The sequence below is a fragment of the Sphingosinicella sp. CPCC 101087 genome (assembly GCF_004151485.1).
GTDB lineage: Bacteria > Pseudomonadota > Alphaproteobacteria > Sphingomonadales > Sphingomonadaceae > Allosphingosinicella.
In genome coordinates, this window is sequence record NZ_SBFF01000009.1 from 51,344 (window position 1) to 67,630 (window position 16,287).

General features: G+C 66.7%; 15 protein-coding genes. 8 read left to right on the forward strand and 7 right to left on the reverse strand.

Features of this window, described 5'->3' with window-relative positions; all coding sequences use genetic code 11:
- Both EKM57_RS14670 and EKM57_RS14675 read right to left on the reverse strand, forming a co-directional pair.
- Complete coding sequence (locus EKM57_RS14670) at nucleotides 1-1,983, reverse strand: phage tail sheath C-terminal domain-containing protein (RefSeq protein ID WP_129793271.1); 1,983 nt, start codon at nucleotides 1,981-1,983, stop codon at nucleotides 1-3.
- A 56-nt stretch (nucleotides 1,984-2,039) separates the two neighbouring features.
- Nucleotides 2,040-2,369, reverse strand: coding sequence for a hypothetical protein (locus EKM57_RS14675; RefSeq protein ID WP_206185449.1), 330 nt, complete (start codon nucleotides 2,367-2,369; stop codon nucleotides 2,040-2,042).
- Between the two features lie 463 nt (nucleotides 2,370-2,832).
- On the opposite strand from EKM57_RS14675, the gene EKM57_RS14680 reads away from it, so the two are divergent.
- Nucleotides 2,833-3,546, forward strand: coding sequence for a response regulator transcription factor (locus tag EKM57_RS14680; protein WP_129793273.1), 714 nt, complete (start codon nucleotides 2,833-2,835; stop codon nucleotides 3,544-3,546).
- Nucleotides 3,547-3,711: 165 nt separating this feature from the next.
- On the opposite strand, the gene EKM57_RS14685 is transcribed toward EKM57_RS14680, so the two are convergent.
- Entirely contained in the window at nucleotides 3,712-4,164 is a 453-nt protein-coding gene (locus tag EKM57_RS14685; RefSeq protein ID WP_129793274.1) for an RcnB family protein, read from the reverse strand.
- 384 nt (nucleotides 4,165-4,548) lie between these two features.
- Here EKM57_RS14685 and EKM57_RS14690 point away from each other — a divergent pair, with 384 nt between their 5' ends.
- Nucleotides 4,549-6,450 carry a calcium-binding protein gene (locus EKM57_RS14690; protein WP_129793275.1) on the forward strand — a complete coding sequence of 634 codons (1,902 nt, stop codon included), beginning with the start codon at nucleotides 4,549-4,551 and terminating at the stop codon, nucleotides 6,448-6,450.
- A 26-nt stretch (nucleotides 6,451-6,476) separates the two neighbouring features.
- Here the strand turns inward: EKM57_RS14690 and EKM57_RS14695 are convergent, their stop codons facing one another.
- Nucleotides 6,477-6,965, reverse strand: a complete 489-nt coding sequence (locus EKM57_RS14695; RefSeq protein ID WP_129793276.1) for a MarR family winged helix-turn-helix transcriptional regulator — start codon at nucleotides 6,963-6,965, stop codon at nucleotides 6,477-6,479.
- Between the two features lie 293 nt (nucleotides 6,966-7,258).
- Between EKM57_RS14695 and ectA the strand changes: the two genes are divergently transcribed.
- The 6 genes from ectA to EKM57_RS14725 are packed head-to-tail and all read left to right on the forward strand — an operon-like array spanning nucleotide 7,259 to nucleotide 13,159.
- The gene (gene ectA / locus EKM57_RS14700; protein WP_129793277.1) at nucleotides 7,259-7,768 is read left to right on the forward strand and encodes a diaminobutyrate acetyltransferase; all 510 of its coding nucleotides are present in this window, start codon (nucleotides 7,259-7,261) and stop codon (nucleotides 7,766-7,768) included.
- Complete coding sequence (gene ectB, locus EKM57_RS14705; RefSeq protein ID WP_129793278.1) at nucleotides 7,765-9,069, forward strand: diaminobutyrate--2-oxoglutarate transaminase; 1,305 nt, start codon at nucleotides 7,765-7,767, stop codon at nucleotides 9,067-9,069. Before ectA ends, ectB begins: the two co-directional genes overlap by 4 nt.
- 12 nt (nucleotides 9,070-9,081) lie before the next feature.
- Complete coding sequence (locus EKM57_RS14710) at nucleotides 9,082-9,480, forward strand: ectoine synthase (RefSeq protein WP_129793279.1); 399 nt, start codon at nucleotides 9,082-9,084, stop codon at nucleotides 9,478-9,480.
- Nucleotides 9,481-9,537: 57 nt separating this feature from the next.
- Nucleotides 9,538-10,455: an ectoine hydroxylase gene (thpD, locus tag EKM57_RS14715; protein ID WP_129793280.1), complete on the forward strand. Its 918-nt coding sequence runs from the start codon at nucleotides 9,538-9,540 to the stop codon at nucleotides 10,453-10,455.
- Nucleotides 10,452-11,891 (forward strand): aspartate kinase, encoded by a 1,440-nt coding sequence (locus tag EKM57_RS14720; protein WP_129793281.1) that lies wholly within the window; start codon nucleotides 10,452-10,454, stop codon nucleotides 11,889-11,891. The genes thpD and EKM57_RS14720 overlap by 4 nt, the downstream gene beginning before the upstream one ends.
- Nucleotides 11,888-13,159 carry a mechanosensitive ion channel family protein gene (locus EKM57_RS14725; protein ID WP_243451063.1) on the forward strand — a complete coding sequence of 424 codons (1,272 nt, stop codon included), beginning with the start codon at nucleotides 11,888-11,890 and terminating at the stop codon, nucleotides 13,157-13,159. The genes EKM57_RS14720 and EKM57_RS14725 overlap by 4 nt, the downstream gene beginning before the upstream one ends.
- A gap of 22 nt (nucleotides 13,160-13,181) precedes the next feature.
- Here the strand turns inward: EKM57_RS14725 and EKM57_RS14730 are convergent, their stop codons facing one another.
- The 3 genes from EKM57_RS14730 to EKM57_RS14740 form a co-directional block, all read right to left on the reverse strand.
- Nucleotides 13,182-13,958 (reverse strand): exodeoxyribonuclease III, encoded by a 777-nt coding sequence (locus EKM57_RS14730; RefSeq protein WP_129793283.1) that lies wholly within the window; start codon nucleotides 13,956-13,958, stop codon nucleotides 13,182-13,184.
- A 155-nt stretch (nucleotides 13,959-14,113) separates the two neighbouring features.
- A complete protein-coding gene (locus tag EKM57_RS14735; protein ID WP_129793284.1) occupies nucleotides 14,114-14,377 on the reverse strand; it encodes a DUF3297 family protein in 264 nt (87 codons plus the stop codon).
- Nucleotides 14,377-16,230: a DUF885 family protein gene (locus EKM57_RS14740; RefSeq protein ID WP_243451064.1), complete on the reverse strand. Its 1,854-nt coding sequence runs from the start codon at nucleotides 16,228-16,230 to the stop codon at nucleotides 14,377-14,379. The genes EKM57_RS14735 and EKM57_RS14740 overlap by 1 nt, the downstream gene beginning before the upstream one ends.
- Nucleotides 16,231-16,287: the final 57 nt, after the last annotated feature.

Here is a 16,287-nt window from a genome sequence, read left to right on the forward strand (position 1 = left end):
TTATGCCTGGGCCTGGCCAGCAAGCAGCTGCAGGCTGATGATGACGAATTCGGCCGGCTTGAGCGGCGCGAAGCCGACGAAGACGTTGACGATGCCGGCGTCGATGTCGGCCTGGGTGGTCGTCTCGGCATCGCATTTGACCAGATAGGCCTCGCGCGGCGACTTGCCCTGAAACGCCCCCTGCCGGAAAAGCCCCTGCATGAAGGATCCGGCCGCGGCACGGATCTGCGCCCAGAGCGGTGCGTCATTGGGCTCGAAGACGACCCATTGCAGGCCACGGAAAAGCGATTCCTCGATGAACAAGGCGGTCCGCCGCACCGGCACATATTTCCAGTCGGAAGCGAGCGCATCGGCGCCGACCAGGGTTCGGGCGCCCCACAGGACGTTTCCGGGCAGGTCGAACGTCCGGACGGCATTGAGGCCGACCGGGTTGAGCTGCCCATGCTCGGGATCGCTGAGCTTGTAGTCGATGTCGATCACGCCCCGAAGCGTCGTCTCGATTCCGGCGGGCGCCTTCCAGACGCCGCGCGCGGCGTCGGTGCGGGCATAGATACCCGCGACCGTGCCGCTGGAGCCGATCAGGCGCGGCCGCCCCTGGTTCAGCGGGTCGGGAATGGCGAGCCGCGGGAAATATGCGGCGGCGTTGCGGTGGCGCAGGCCGGCGGTCGTGACCTCGCCCAGCCAGGTCTGCGCGCCGTCCAGCGAGCCTGTGTTCGGCTCGACGTCGACCAGCACGAAGGCACGGCGCTGCTCGGCGAAGTTGATCGCCCCGCTCATCACCTGCGAGAGGTCGGCGACGCTGCCGAGAAGCGCCGCGTCCGGGATGAACAAGATGTTGAACAGGTCGATTTCCTCGAGCGCGAAGACGCCGGTGCGGCTTCCCGTCGTGCCGAGCAGGTCAGCCGCCGCCAGCGGATCGCTTTCCGTCCCGGCCACCGCCGAGCGCATGAAGCCGGCAGGCAGGGCGGCAGCGCTTCCGAGCGCATATTGCTGTACGTTCTCCGTCGCGTCGTCGGCTGCGCGCAGGGCAAGCCGCTCGGCGAGATTGCCCGCATTGTCCGCGAAGGTGACGATGATGTCGGGTCGGTAGGTCGCGGCGTTCCGGCCGGCGAGCACGCGCAGGCGCCCGTCCTGCGTGGTCTGAACGGTCGCACCCGCCCACAAGGGATCGCCGGGCTGAGCGGCGCGGATTGCGGCTTCGAGCCGGCCGCGCGCGTCGGCGAGGGTGGTGATCGGGTTGAGGTTCACGTCGTTGACGACCACCGGCTGCGCGCCCGCACCGAAATCGACATCGATCGTATTGTCGTCGGCGATCGTGCCGAACTGGGTGATGTCGATGACGGCGCTCACCGTTCCGGTCGCGGCGGGCCGGAACAGGCCCCAGCCATTATCCCGCGAAAGCTGGATCATCCTGGATCCGGAATTCACCACTTCGATCACATTGTTGGGCGCGCCCTCGACCATGGTGAGATTCCGGAAGGTCTCGGTACGGGCGACGATCTCGCGGCCGTCCTCGAGCCGGACCTCGCTGACGGTGAGGTTGAATTCGGCTGCCGCGTCGCGCGCGTCATGATCGACGTCGATGCGCAGATTGTCTCCCCAGGGGCCGGGATCGTCGACGCTGACGCCGCGGATCATCCGGCCGGCGGTGGCCTCGAGCGACTCGCCTTGCCCGCCGGCGTCATTATGATCGAAGACCGCCGACGCTGCCCCGGCACCTGGGGCAACCCGAACGATCCAGATCTGGGATCCGCCGTTCAGGAAATATTGCTGAACCTGATAGCTGGCCTCATGATCGATCGCGAGGCCGCCGAAATCCCGCTCGAAATCCCCGAGGTTGAACGCCGCGACGGCCGCATCCGCCGGCCCGCGCGCAAAGGTGCCGACGATCGCGCCGATCGAGGTGGCGACACCGATGATCGGCCGGACGCCACTGGGCAGCTCCTGAATATAGACACCGGGATAAGTGGGAGAAACGGGCATGGTCGCGCTCCTTGGAAAAGTGTCTCATGCGGCCGGCGTCGCCGGGTCGGCATTAATCATGGGAGAAGCTCCGCCACCTGCCTCACGGCGTTGGCGAAGGCCGAATCGTTGTCCTGGTCGAACCGGACCCGCCGGGCCGCGATGTCGACCGCCCGCCCTTCTCTGCCGTCGCGAGCGATGGCGAAGATCTTGAGTGGCGGGCGGCGCAGTATCGCCTCCAGACAAGTGGTGCCGGTCGCCGTGGGCTCGATCGTGATCAGCATGTCGGCCTGCTCCTCAAGCGCTCGGACCAGCGGGTCTTCCTCGGGCCCGGTGCTGCCGACCACGACGAGGTCGGCCTCGCGGCTGATCAGCTCTTCGACGCCGGCGAGCAAAGTCGCGGGCATATGGCTGAGGTGAATGCGTATCGGATCCACGGAACCCCGCCGCTCGTCGAAGTCCTGCTTGTGACCGGGAACCGCGGCCGCCGTAATCGGCCAGGAGGCGCGAAAATGGCCCAGGCGAGGACAGGGGACCGTTTTCGAGCCGATCGGGAAGAAGGGCCCGTGCAACCCGGGGGAAGTCGGCCTCCCGCACGCGACGGTCGAAAGAAGCAGGACCGAATGGTCCGGGACCGTCTGATAGGGTCGCACGTGCAGAAGGGCCCCGCCCGAACCTTCGCCCGTCAGAATCGATTCACAATGTTTTCATTTTGGCGAGGGCCGACCTCGTGATAATTATTCTGGCGCCGGCCGGAGCCGGGGCGACACGGCCTTGGCCGGCCTGATCAAGCGAATTCGCAACACATTGCGAGCATGAAACGGAGACCCGACAGGTCGGTTGTGGTTCGCCTGCGAGTCGGAGGGTGTTATGAGCTTGTTGGACCCCGACGCGTCAGCCCGGAACGAGGTCTCCGGCGCGAGCAAGCCCAGGGTCGTCATCATCAGCAACGTGCTTCTTTATCGCGAGGGGCTGGCTGCCAGCCTCACGAAAGATGGCCGTCTCGAGGTCGCATCGGCGCTCGGCTCCGGCAGCGCCCTGGCGGCGATACAGGCCATCGGTCCAGACGCGGTCCTGCTCGACGCCTCCACTTCCGGCGCTCTCATTCTTGCGCGCCAAGTCCGCGCTTGCTGTCCATCGGCTCGCCTGGTCGGGTTCGGCATCGCCGGGGGCGCCGACGCGTTCCTCGCTTGCGCTGAAGCCGGTGTCGCCGCGTTCGTCGACTCGAACGGGACGGTAAGCGAGCTGGTCGCCGCGGTCGAAGGTGCCCTGCGCGGCGAGTTGCGCTGCTCTCCGCAAGTCACCGCACTCCTCTGCGACCGCCTTGCGTCGCTGGCGGACACCCGGGACAGCAGCGCAGAGACCCTGACTCGGCGCGAACGCGAGATTGCCGTCCTGGTGGCGCAGGGGCTCTCGAACAAGGAGATTGCGAGCGACCTCAACATCGGGCCGGCCACCGTCAAGAATCACGTTCACAACATCCTCGACAAGCTGAAGGTACGCCGCCGCGCCGCCATTGCCGCGCATCTGACCCGGCCGGCGCCGAACGGCGCGAAAGGCCCTGCCGAGTGCAGGCCCGCTTAGAGGTTGAGGCCGCTGGGCCGGGGTTATGGATGGCATGGAGAGGTTGGTCCGCCCCGTTCATCCCTTTTCCGACCCGGGACCGGCATGGTCGCTGCACCGCCGATCCGGGCCGGAACGACGAACGGCCCGGCATTTCTGCCGGGCCGCCGGGTCGAATGACCTGGTTCAGTAGCGGTTGACGGCCACCTGGAGCACACGACCGGTGCGCGTGTTCACCAGCAGCAGATCATTGCCGTAGCGGATCCAGCGCTGGTTGCGCGCTGCCGGGCGAAGGCGATACTGCGCCGGGTTCGCGATGTGGTAGCGCGAGCCATAGAAGGCCGGGCGAAGCCGGTGGCCGGTACGGACGGCATTATAGTGCCAGTTGCGGTAGGGCGCGACATATTGGCTGCGGCGCCGGTCCCGGCGATCCTCCCGCAGCTCCTGGCGCGCTTCCCGCAGCTCCTCGCGCTCCTGCCGAGCGTCGCGGCGATCGCCCCGCTGGCGGGCGTCACGCAGATCGTCCCGCTGCTCACGCACCTCTTCCCGGTCACGCCTGATCTCACCGCGCGATTGCGACTGCGCGGCTGCGGGAAGGGCGACGGCAGCCATGAGGCCCAGCAAGATAAACTTACGCATCGATAATTCCTTCGCATTCCGTTCACCGCCAAGGTCTGGCCCGATCCGGAACATGCATCTCCCTAGAACGGCGGCGATGAACGGCGCCAACATGGCCCCGTCAGCTGATCGAAAGGTAGCGCCGTATCTGCGGCCCTTCGCAAGCGGAGGGCGGTCAAGAGAATCCGGTATCAAGGTCCTTGCTGCGACGGCGCGCGAAGCTCGACCCGGTCCCGGTTCTCCGGGCAGATCGGTCGCTTTCTCACTGATCGCGAAAAGGAGGCGGAACGTCGCGGGCGCCGCGCCGGCCGGATGCCGCCAGCTTCCTGGATCGGCTAAAAGCAGGCTGCGGGCGGGGTGCAGGACCGCTCTCCGATGGGGGAGCGGCGAGCGGGAGTAAGGCTTATGCCTGTCCGAATCGGCACCGAATTCGTCGTCAACACCGGCAATACCTTCGGCACGCAGAACATGCCCGACATCGCCGGCACCGACGATGGCGGCTTCGTCGTCGCCTGGCGCAGCCAGTTCCGGCCGGACGATCCGCGCGAGCTCGACTTCGAGATTCAGGCGCGCGCCATCCTGCCCGACAGCCCCGACACGGGCGAGTTCCAGGTCAACGCCATCACGGCGGACGCGCAGTTCAACCCGACTGTCACCGCACGCCCGGATGGCAGCTTCGCGATCGCTTACTCGAGCGGTGAGGAAAACCGGCTGGAAGGCACATCGGTCAACACCCGTTTTCTCGATGCTGAGGGCAGGCTGACCGGTCCCGAGCACCTCACCGCCTATGATTATTACCACCAGCACCCCGAGATCGCGGCCTTCTCCGATGGCAGCGTCGTGACGATCTGGAGCGGCGAATATGTGGGCGAAGGAGAGATTCGTTCGCCCGACGGCGCGGTCCAGTCGGAATTCACCTTCGGCTGGGAAGGGGCTGCAGGGCCGAAGGCGCTCGCGGTGATCTCCGATACGAGCTTCGTGGTCGCCTGGCACGGCTATCGCAGCGAGGAAGAGGCGATGGAAGGCGGCGACACCGGCTTCTACGGCCAACTCTTTCAGCGCAACGGCCTGGCGGGACCGATCTTCGAGATCGGCGAGGCTCCGGGCGGCCGCCCCGATCCGTCGATCGCGCGCCTCGCCAATGGCAACTTCGCCATGGTGTGGACCGCCGGCCTGTTCGCCGCCGATCCGATGAGCGGCGAAGGCGCGAACGTGATGGCGCGGATCTTCACGCCCGACGGCAACCCGATCGGCAATGCCTTCATCGTCCATTCCGGTCTCGAGCTCGACCAGCATAATGCGGACATCGCCGCCTTGCCCGACGGGCGCTTCGTGGTCGTCTGGCAGAACGGCGCCGATCATCCGGAGCTTTCCTCGCCCCTCAACACGGTCCGCGGCCAGATCTTCGATGCAGACGGCACACGCGCCGGCGAAGAGTTCCAGGTCCATGCCGATTCGTCGACCAGCTCGATCGATCCCAGCGTCTCCAGCCTGGGCGACGACCGGTTCGCGGTCGCCTGGAACGGCGACGAGGGCAATCTCGGTGTCGATGGAGGCATCCTGGTCCAGCTCTTCGCCGCCGACGAAGTACCGGAGGACGAAACCATCACCGGGACGGGCGGTGCAGACCACCTCACCGGCGGCTTCGGCGACGACCTGATCTTCGGAGGCGCCGGTCCCGACAGGCTGTTCGGAAGTGCCGGCGAGGACCGGATCCTCGGCGAGAAAGGCGAGGACCGAATCCATGGCGGCATCGGCGACGACGAACTGCTCGGCGGCTGGCAGAGCGACATCCTCTACGGCGAGTTGGACGACGACATATTGTTCGGCGACAATCCGGCGATCGGCGTCGGCAGCCGGGGCGGCAACGACCAGCTGTTCGGCGGAGAGGGAAATGACGTCCTGTACGGCGACGGCGCCTCGATCGCGGCCGGCGGACGCGGCGGAAATGACGTGCTGGTCGGCGGCTCGGGAAACGACCAGCTTTTCGGCGACAGCGCTCCCGCCGGGCCGCTGGCCATCGGCGGCCACGACACGATCGCGGGAGGAGAAGGCAATGACCAGATGTGGGGCGGCGGCGGCAACGACCGCTTCATCTTCACCGGCCTGACCGGGTCCGACGTCATTTGGGATTTCGGTCAGGAGGCGGGCGACAACGATCTGCTGGACCTGCGCCAGACCGAGGCGGCCTTCCAGGGCAATCTCAATGTCTTCTATCTGGGCGGAAACACGATCGTCGACTTCGGAAGCGGCCAGGTGACGTTGATGGGCGTCACCCATCTCGATTCATCGGACTACCTGATCTAGCTTTTTCCGACCGGCCGCAGGCCGGATCAATCCGGCGCGCCGCGATCGATGGCGCCGGTATCGAGCAACGGCGCCGCATCGATCGCGTCGGCGTCCAGAACTCCGCTGAGCCGCTCGAGTGCGGCGAGGATCATGGCCTGCTCCCAGCCATCGAGGGCCGGGAAGCGCTCGCGGAACTGCTGCTGCAGCATGTCGGGCGCCGCCTCGATCGCCTCGCGGCCAGCAGGCGTGGCGCGCAGGAAGATCTGGCGCCGGTCCTTTTCGCTGCGCTGGCGCGACACCAGGCCGGAACGTTCGAGACGATCGACGATGTTGGTGATCGTCGCCTGACCGAACTGGAGCGCGGCAGCGATCGCGCTGGGCGTGGTCTCGCCGCGCCGCTCGATCTCCTGAAGGACAAGCAGCTGGGACGGCGTCAGGCCGGTCGCGGCGGCCAGCCGCCTGCCGGCAAGGTCCGCCGCTCGCAGGATGCGGCGCAGCGCGCGCAGCGCTCGGGTTGAAAGGTCAGTGTCCATCGCCGCCGAAGCTAATCTGGAGCGCCCCCGGCGCCAATTCCCATAATGATTCATTTGTGGAAGTAATGCGGATGCGAAACGTCTTCACAGAGGCAGGATCTCGGCCTCAAAGGGTTGAAAGTCCTCTCTCGGAGGCGTAAATGGACGGTCAAGCGGGCGCACGCCCCGCAGCAAAGAAAACTTCGGGAGTTTAACTAATCTCCAGCTCTATTGCGCAAGCGACCGACCGGCCGCCGATTCATGGCGCGAACCGGGGACGATCCGGGGCATCGGGCTTCAAATTTCGCGAACCGGTGGCCGAGGACGGACCCCAGGTGACGGCGCTGATCGCCTCCTGTCCACCGCTCGACACCAATTCGGCCTATTGCAACCTGCTGCAATGCACCGATTTCGCCGCCACCTGCGTCGTCGCGGAGCGCGAGGGTCACATCCGTGGCTGGATCTCTGCCTACCGGCCGCCCTCGGCGCCGGATCGGCTGTTCGTCTGGCAGGTGGCCGTTCATCCGGACGCCCGCGGAACCGGCCTTGGGGGACGCATGCTCGACGCACTGATCGAGCGACCGGCGGCGATCGGAGCCCAATGGCTGACGACGACCGTCACGGCTGACAATCGCGCCTCCTGGGCCCTGTTCGAAGGCTTTGCCCGCCGCCGTGGCCTCGATCTGAGCAAGGCCGAACGCTTCACCCGGGACGCCCATTTCGCGGGCGGCCACGCAACCGAATGGCAGGCCAGCATCGGCCCGCTCCCCGCTGCGAAGATTGCGCGGCACGAACCCCATGATCCGGAGACATCCCCCTCATGACCAGCCTTCCACGACCGAGCCAGGACATACCCGACATCGCGATCTACCAGCGGCGCGAATCGGGGGTGCGCAGCTATTCGCGTTCGATGCCGCGGCAGTTCGGACGCGCCCAGGGCGTGTGGATCCATGATAGCCAGAACGGGCGCTATCTCGACTTCCTGTCGGGCTGCTCGACGCTCAATTACGGCCACAACCATCCGGTGCTGAAGCAGGCGCTGCTCGACTACATAGAGTCCGACGGCATAGCCCATGCCCTCGACCTCCACACCGACGCGAAGGCCGAATTTCTCGAGACGTTCGAATCGCTCATCCTGAAGCCGCGCGACCTCGACTATCGGGCGATGTTCACCGGCCCCACCGGGACCAACGCCGTCGAGGCGGCGATCAAGCTCGCCCGCAAAGTGACCGGGCGGGAGCTGGTGGTCGCCTTCACAAACGGCTTCCACGGCATGACGCTGGGCGCGCTTGCCTGCACCGGCAATGCCGCCAAGCGCGGAGGCGCGGGCGTTCCCCTGGGTCATGTCGCCCATGAGGCCTATGACGGCTATTACGGCCCCGACGTGGATACGGCGGCGCTGCTCGAGCAGCGCCTGTCGGACCCGTCGAGCGGACTGGACGCGCCTGCCGCGATCCTCGTCGAGACGGTACAGGGCGAGGGCGGTCTCAACGCCGCCTCGCCGGATTGGCTGCGGGCGATCGCGGCCATCGCCAAGCGCCATGGAGCGCTGCTGATCGTCGACGACATCCAGGCCGGATGCGGCCGCACCGGCGGCTTCTTCAGCTTCGAGAACATGGGCTTCAAGCCCGATATCGTCACCATGGCCAAGTCGCTCTCCGGCATGGGCCTGCCCTTCGCGCTTACCCTGTTCCGCCCGGAACTCGATATCTGGTCGCCCGGCGAGCATAACGGCACCTTCCGCGGCAACAATCACGCCTTCGTGACCGCTACGGCAGCGCTCCGGCACTTCTGGAGCGACGACCGCTTCGAGAAGGAGGTCCGCGCCAAGGGCGACCTGCTGGGCCGGCGTCTCGACCGGATCGCTACCCGCCATTCCTTGTCGACGCGAGGCCGCGGCATGATGCGGGGAATCCATGTCGGCTCCGGCGAGATCGCCGCGAGCGTCACTTCCGCCTGCTTCGCGCTCGGCCTGATCGTCGAAACGAGCGGCCCCCATGACGAGATCGTCAAGGTGCTGGCCCCGCTCGTCATCGACGAGGCCACGCTCGGCGCCGGGCTCGACATGATCGAGCGTTGCGTCGGCGAAGCCCTGAACGCCACGTGCGGCATTGCCGCCGAATAAGAGGAAATCTCCATGATCATTCGCAAGCTCAAGGACCTGCGCAACACCGACCGCGACGTGAAGTCGAACGGATGGGACAGCGCCCGGCTGCTGCTCAAGGAAGACGGGATGGGATTCTCCTTCCACGTCACCAAGATGTACGCCGGCAGCGAGCTCAGGATGCACTACCAGAACCATCTCGAGGCGGTGCTCGTGCTGAAGGGCACGGGGACGCTGGAAGATCTGGGCACCGGCAAGACCCATCGGCTGCGGCCGGGCGTCATGTACGCGCTCGATGCCCATGACGAGCATATCGTCCGGCCGGAGACGGACATTCTCACCGCCTGCGTGTTCAACCCGCCGGTGACCGGCCGCGAAGTCCATGACGAGAATGGCGCCTATCCGGCGGATCCGGAAGTCAAAGCGGCCTGAGCCGACGACGCCGATCTGACCTGACCTGACAATCTTGACCCGAAGCAAGGACGTTTCATGACTGACCTCTATCCGTCCCGGATCGCGCCGGAGCCGGAAATGCTGCCGCGCCAGGATCCGGTGCTGCATCGCCCCTGGACGCCCGAGGCGCCGGTGACCCGCGAGCAGGCCGAGCAATTCGACCGCGACGGCTATCTGGTGCTCGACGGCATCTTCTCGCCCGAGGAGGTGACGTTGCTGCAGCGCGAGGCGGGGCGGCTGCTCGCCGACCCCGACGCGCTCGATGCGGAGACCGTCATCACCGAACCCGGTGGAACCGAAGTGCGCTCGATCTTCGAAATCCACGCCCAGAGCCGGCTGATGAAAAGGCTTGCGGCCGACGCACGGCTGGCGGAGGTCGCCCGCTTCCTGCTCGACGACGCCGTCTACATCCATCAGTCGCGGCTCAACTACAAGCCCGGCTTTCAGGGCAAGGAATTCTACTGGCATTCCGATTTCGAGACGTGGCACGTCGAGGACGGAATGCCTCGGATGCGCGCGCTGTCCATGTCGGTGCTGCTCGCCGAGAATAATGCGAACAACGGACCGCTGATGCTGATCCCGCGTTCGCATCGGCTCTTCCTGACCTGCGTCGGCCGGACGCCCGCCAATCACTACAAGGTTTCGCTGAAGAAGCAGGAATATGGCGTGCCGGACGAGGACAGCCTCGCCGAGCTGGCCCACGGCAACGGAATCGTCGCGCCGGTCGGCCCGCCCGGTACGGTGATCCTGTTCGACTGCAACATGATGCACGGCTCGAACGGCAACATCACCCCGTTCCCGAGGGCCAACGCCTTCTTCGTCTACAATGCGGTCTCCAACCGGCTGCAGGCGCCGTTCGGCGTCGACACGCCCCGGCCGCGATTCATCGCCGCGCGCGAGGTCGAGGAGGTTTGCCCGGTCGCGGGCCCGCTCACCGAAAAGGTGGCCGCATGACCTGCGGCCACAAGGTCGAGAAAGTCGGCGGCACGTCGATGGCGGCGACACGGACCCTGCTCGATAATGTCCTGATCGCCGGCCGCAGCGGCGCCGACCTTTATAGCCGAATCTTCGTCGTTTCCGCTTATGCGGGCATGACGGACCTGTTGCTCGAGCACAAGAAGAGCGGGGAACCGGGCGTCTATGCCTGCTTCGCGCGCAATGACGGCGAGCGCGACTGGCGCGATGCGCTGGAGACGGTTCGGCTGAAAATGCGCCAGCGAAATGCCTCGATGCTCGACGGCGACCTGCTGAAGGAGGCGGACCGGTTCGCCGACCAGCGCGTGGCCGCCGTCGGCGCCTGCCTGGAGGACGTCGACCGGCTGCGCGCGCATGGCCGCTTCCGCCTCGAGGAGCCGCTCGCCACGATGCGCGAGATGCTGGCGGGGCTCGGGGAGGCCCACAGCGCTCACAGCACCGTGCTTCTGCTGCGCAGCCGCGGCGTCAATGCCCGGCTGGTCGACCTCACCGGCTGGAAGTCGACCGAGCTGCCGAGCCTGGACGACCGCCTGCGCGATGCGCTGTCGCCGATCGACCTGGCCACCGAGATGCCGATCGTGACCGGTTATGCCGGATGCGAGGGCGGCATGGTGCGGCGCTACGCCCGCGGCTATACCGAAATGACCTTCTCGCGCATCGCCGTCGTCACCCAGGCGGAGGAGGCGATCATCCACAAGGAGTTCCACCTCTCCAGCGCCGATCCGCGTCTGGTGGGGGTCGGACGGGCCCGGAAGATCGGGCGGACCAATTACGATGTCGCCGACCAGCTCGCCAATCTGGGCATGGAGGCCATCCATCCGCGCGCGGGCCGCGGTCTGCGGCAGGCCGGCATCCCCTTGCGCGTGCGCAACACGTTCGACCGCGAGGATGCCGGCACGCTCATCTGCGGCGACTATGTGACGGACGAGCCGCGCGTCGAGATCATCGCCGGCATGCCGCTCCTCTACGCGCTGCAATTCTTCGAGCAGGATATGGTCGGCGAGAAGGGCTATGACGCCGCGATACTGGAGGCGCTGACCCGCCATCGCGCTTGGATCGTCAGCAAATCCTCCAATGCCAATACGATCACCCATTATCTCGCGGCCGATACCGCCACGGTGGGGCGGGTGATCGACGAGCTTTCGGCCCGCTACCCCGGCGCGGCGATCGTGTCGCGCCGGGTCGCCATGGTCTGCGTGATCGGCAGCGACATCTCGCAGCCCGGTCTCGTGCCCGAGGCGTTGCAGGCGCTCGCCGACGTCGGGATCACGATGGTGGCGATGCAGCACCAGATCCGCAACGTCGACGTTCAGTTCGTCGTCGAATGCGCGGATTACGAGCCGGCGATCCGGGCGCTGCACCGTATCTTGATCGAGAAGAAGGCCGAGCCCGCGAAGGTTCGGCGCGCCGCTTGAGCGCCGGTCCGCTGATCGACCTCGCAGGGCTCGGGATCGTCCAGCCCTGGGCGCAGAGCGCGGTGGCGCTCGGCGCGCTCCTGGCGGTTGCGTTCATCGCCAACTGGGTGGCCAAGCGGATCGTCCTGAACCTGATCCAGCGCGGCCTGGCCTTGTCGCCCCTCGCGGCCGGGAGCGTGCAGCTCGGCCGGATCGTGCGCAGGCTCTCGAACGCGGTGCCGGCGCTGATCATTCAGCTCGGCATCGGCGTCGTCCCGCATCTGCCGCCGCAGATCCCGCTCCTCGTCGCCAATGTCTGCGCGGCCTTCATCATCCTCACCGTGGCAATCGCGATCAGTGGCGCGCTCGGCCTGGCGAACGATCTCTATCAAGCCCGCCCGGAAGCCGCGAGCCGGCCGATCAAGGGCTATGTGCAGGTCGGCAAGCTGCTGGTCTATGCGGCCGCTGCGGTGCTGGCGATCGCGGCGTTGATGGACCGCTCGCCGCTTCTGCTCCTTTCGGGGCTCGGCGCACTCGCGGCGGTGCTGATGCTGGTGTTCAAGGACACGATCCTGTCGCTGGTCGCATCGGTGCAGATCAATTCCAACGACATGGTGCGCGTGGGCGACTGGATCGAAATGCCCCAGCTCGACGCCGACGGCGACGTGATCGACGTGGCGCTTCACACCGTGAAGGTTCAGAACTGGGACAAGACGATCACCACGATCCCGACGCACCGGCTGATCAGCGAGTCGTTCCGCAATTGGCGCGGCATGGCCGAATCCGGCGGGCGCCGGATCAAGCGGGCGCTGATGATCGACCAGAGCAGCGTGCGCTTCCTCGATCCGGACGAGGTGGCGCGGCTGCGGCGCTTCGCGCTCATCGAAACCTATCTCGACGACAAGCTGGCGGAGATCGAGGCCTGGAATAGCGCGCGGCCCGAGCGCGTCCGCGATGCCGTGAACGCGCGCCGGCTCACCAATATCGGGACCTTCCGCGCCTATGTGCTGGCCTATCTCGAGGACCGCGCCGACATCTCCAGGGATATGACCTTGATGGTCCGGCAGCTCGCGCCGACCGCCGCCGGCCTGCCGCTCGAAATATATGCCTTCACGACGACGACCGCCTGGACGGACTATGAGCGCATCCAGGGGGACATATTCGACCACCTGCTCGCCATCCTGCCGGCCTTCGGGCTGCGCCTGTTCCAGAATCCGAGCGGGATGGACCTCGCCGCTTTGGCGCCGCAGCGCGAGCCCGCAGACCCGGGGCGCCGCCGGGCCGCCTGAGCCGGGAGCGCCCCCTTGTGGCTCACGCCGCCCGCAGCTGCACCCAGGCAGGCGCGTGATCGCTCGCATGGGGCTGGCCGCGGACCTCGCGTTCGACGCCGGCCGCTGCGAGACGGTCGGCCGCCTGCCGGTTTAGGAGCAGATGATCGATGCGGATGCCGGCATTGCGGGACCAGGCGTTCCGCCAGTAATCCCAGAAGGTGTAGATGGTCTCGTCGGGGTGGAGGTGCCGGATCGCGTCGGTCCAGCCGCGCTTCAGGAGCTTTCGGTACAAGGCTCGGGGCTCCGGCTGGAACAGGGCGTCGTCGGCCCAGCGCTCCGGCTTGTAGACGTCCGACTCGGTCGGGATGACGTTATAGTCGCCGGCGAGCACGATGGGGCAGTCGGCGGCCTTCAGCGCGTCGGCGTGGACGATGAGGCGCTCCAGCCAGGCGAGCTTGTAGTCGAATTTGGGTCCGGGCCGGGGATTGCCGTTGGGCGCATACAGGCAGCCGACCAGCACCCCGTTCACCGCCGCCTCTATATAGCGGCTCTGGCTGTCGCCCGGGTCTCCGGGCAGCCCGCGGCAGGTCTCGACCGGGTCGCAGCCGCGGGCAAGGATGGCAACGCCGTTCCAGCGCGCCTGCCCGTGCCAGATCGCGCCATAGCCGGCTTGCTCGATCGCCCGCGCCGGAAACTTGTCGTCGGGGCTTTTCAGCTCCTGAAGGCAGGCGACCTCCGGCTTCGACTCCTCCAGCCATTGCAGCAGCAGGTCGAGGCGGCCGTTGACGCCGTTGACGTTGAAGGTGGCGATCTTCACGCGAGCGAGACTATCCGACCGCGGTCGCGGTTCCGAGGCGCCTTTCCGCCGGCCGCGGGATCAGGTCGCCGCCGCGCGGACCCATTGGCACGGCGGCGCGGCAGGGCGCTTCGGCCGACCAGGCGCCAATCTCCGGTCGTACCAGGCATCGGGCATCAGCCCTCGGCGGAAGTCTCGGCCTCGTCGCGCCACCAGGTCTCGACCGGGCCGGACAGCTTAACCGTCACCGGCATGCCGTGACGATCCACCGCCTTGCCGGCCTGGACCCGGATCCAGCCTTCGGAGACGCAATATTCCTCTACGTCCTCGCGCTCGCGGCCCTTGAAGCGGATTCCGACTCCGCGCTGCAGCGCCGTCGCGTCGAAATGGGGGTTTCGCGGATTGTTCGACAACCGATCGGGGGGTGAGGTGTCGGCCATCAGCCGTTCCTCCTTTCCGCGATCCACGCATCGACCAGATCCTCGAGTACATCGAGCGGCACGGCGCCATTCTCCAGCACCACCGAGTGGAACTGGCGGATGTCGAAACGATCTCCGAGCTGCTCGCGGGCGCGGTCGCGCAGCTCCAAGATCCTGAGCTGGCCGATCATGTAGCTCGTCGCCTGCCCCGGATTGTTGAAGTAGCGCTCGACCTCCTTGGCGGCATCGCGCTCGGAGAGCAGGCCATTCTCCATGAAATACTGGATCGCGCGCTCACGGGTCCAGCGGTGATGATGGATCCCGGTGTCCAGGACGAGCCGGATCGCGCGCCAGAGCTGGGTCGAGTACATGCCGAATTCGGAGATCGGATCCTGATAGAAACCCATCTCCTTGCCGAGGCCTTCCGCATAGAGGCCCCAGCCTTCGCTGTAGACGCCGTAGCCGCCGAAGCGGCGGAACTTCGGCACGCCGGGCAACTCCTGCGCCAGCGCTATCTGGAAATGATGACCGGGCGCGCCTTCATGATAGGAGATCGCCTCGGTCTGCGGCCGGAGCACCTGGTTCATGTCGGCAAGATTGACGTAATAGATTCCGGGACGCGAACCGTCCGCCGAGGGGCGGTTGTAGAAGGCCACCGCCGCGGTCTCCTGCCGGAACGCCTCGACAGCGCGGACTTCGAGTGGCGCGCGCGGCAGCCGGGCAAACCATTGCGGAGCGGCCTCCATCACCTGGGCGATGAAGCGCCGCGCGTCGGCGAGATACTGCTCCCGCCCCTCGGACGTGTTCGGATATTTGAACTCGCCGCTCGACTTGATGTGCTCGAAAAATTGCTGGAGCGTGCCGGTGAAGCCGACCTGGGCCTTGATCCGCTCCATCTCGCCATGGATGCGTGCGACCTGCTGAAGGCCGATCTGGTGAATCTGCTCGGCGCCGAGGTCGGTAGTGGTCGATTGGCGCAGCCGCTGGGCATAGAATTCGGCCCCCTCGGGCAGGTTCCAGGCACCATTGTTGCCGGTCGCCTGCGGCTCGATGGCGTCCAGCGTCGCCAGCATCGTCTCGTAGCCGCGGCGGAACGGGCCGGTCAGCGCCTCGCGCGCGGCGGCGACCAGCCGGTCCTTCTCAGCCTGCCCGATCTCGAGCGCTCCCACTTTGCGCTTGAAATCGGCGAAGACCGCGCCGTCTTCGCCGTCCGTGAAGGGCGCGCCGGTGAGGATCCGGCGCCCGTCGGCGCGGACCGGTTCGAAATTGAAGCGCGGCGGGACGATTCCAAGCTCGGCCTGATGGCGCATGTTGGCGCTGATCTCGCCCATGACCCGCTCCACCTCGCGCAACCGCGCGACATAGGCTTCGGCGTCCTGAACGTTGTCGATGCGGTGATTGTTGATGAGGAAGACCGGGATGCTGCCCATCGGGCTGCCATTGTTGGTTGCCGGGAATCCGTGCCAGCGCCAGCGGAAAGCGTCGCGCTCGCGCTCGACCTCTTCCTCGAAGAGGCGGTACGAAAGTCGGCCGGCCGGGCTCAGGCGCTCGGGATCGAAGGTCGAACGCAGCTCGGCAAGCTGCTGCTCCGCAAGCGCGAGCTGCCGTTGCTGGTGCGCGTCCGTATAGTCGTTGAGCCGGTCATATTGCTCCTTGCTGCCGAGACTCGTCAGGAATTGCGGGTTCAGCGCCACCTGGGCGTCGAACGCCGCATCGAGGAAGGCGTTGAGCCGGGCATCCTCCGCGGCCGGAGCGGCGGCGGTCGCCGACGCGGCCTGGTTCGGTGCGACCGCCGGAGCGGTGGTCTGGTAGGAGGCCGCGGCCGTGGAGGCGCTGGCAAGGAGGAGGGCGAGCAGCGGAAGATAGGACTTCAAGGCTTTATCCTTGTCTGGCGGAGATGGAGCTTCTTAACGCGTCGTCCTCCCGCGTCC

Coding starts and splice junctions, on each gene's coding strand:
- EKM57_RS14675 (WP_206185449.1), bottom strand. CDS start 2,369: ATGCCCGCGACTTTGCTCGCCGGCGTCGAAGAGCTGATCAGCCGCGAG.
- EKM57_RS14690 (WP_129793275.1), top strand. CDS start 4,549: ATGCCTGTCCGAATCGGCACCGAATTCGTCGTCAACACCGGCAATACC.
- EKM57_RS14695 (WP_129793276.1), bottom strand. CDS start 6,965: ATGGACACTGACCTTTCAACCCGAGCGCTGCGCGCGCTGCGCCGCATC.
- EKM57_RS14685 (WP_129793274.1), bottom strand. CDS start 4,164: ATGCGTAAGTTTATCTTGCTGGGCCTCATGGCTGCCGTCGCCCTTCCC.
- EKM57_RS14670 (WP_129793271.1), bottom strand. CDS start 1,983: ATGCCCGTTTCTCCCACTTATCCCGGTGTCTATATTCAGGAGCTGCCC.
- thpD (WP_129793280.1), top strand. CDS start 9,538: ATGACTGACCTCTATCCGTCCCGGATCGCGCCGGAGCCGGAAATGCTG.
- EKM57_RS14680 (WP_129793273.1), top strand. CDS start 2,833: ATGAGCTTGTTGGACCCCGACGCGTCAGCCCGGAACGAGGTCTCCGGC.
- EKM57_RS14720 (WP_129793281.1), top strand. CDS start 10,452: ATGACCTGCGGCCACAAGGTCGAGAAAGTCGGCGGCACGTCGATGGCG.
- EKM57_RS14735 (WP_129793284.1), bottom strand. CDS start 14,377: ATGGCCGACACCTCACCCCCCGATCGGTTGTCGAACAATCCGCGAAAC.
- EKM57_RS14710 (WP_129793279.1), top strand. CDS start 9,082: ATGATCATTCGCAAGCTCAAGGACCTGCGCAACACCGACCGCGACGTG.
- ectB (WP_129793278.1), top strand. CDS start 7,765: ATGACCAGCCTTCCACGACCGAGCCAGGACATACCCGACATCGCGATC.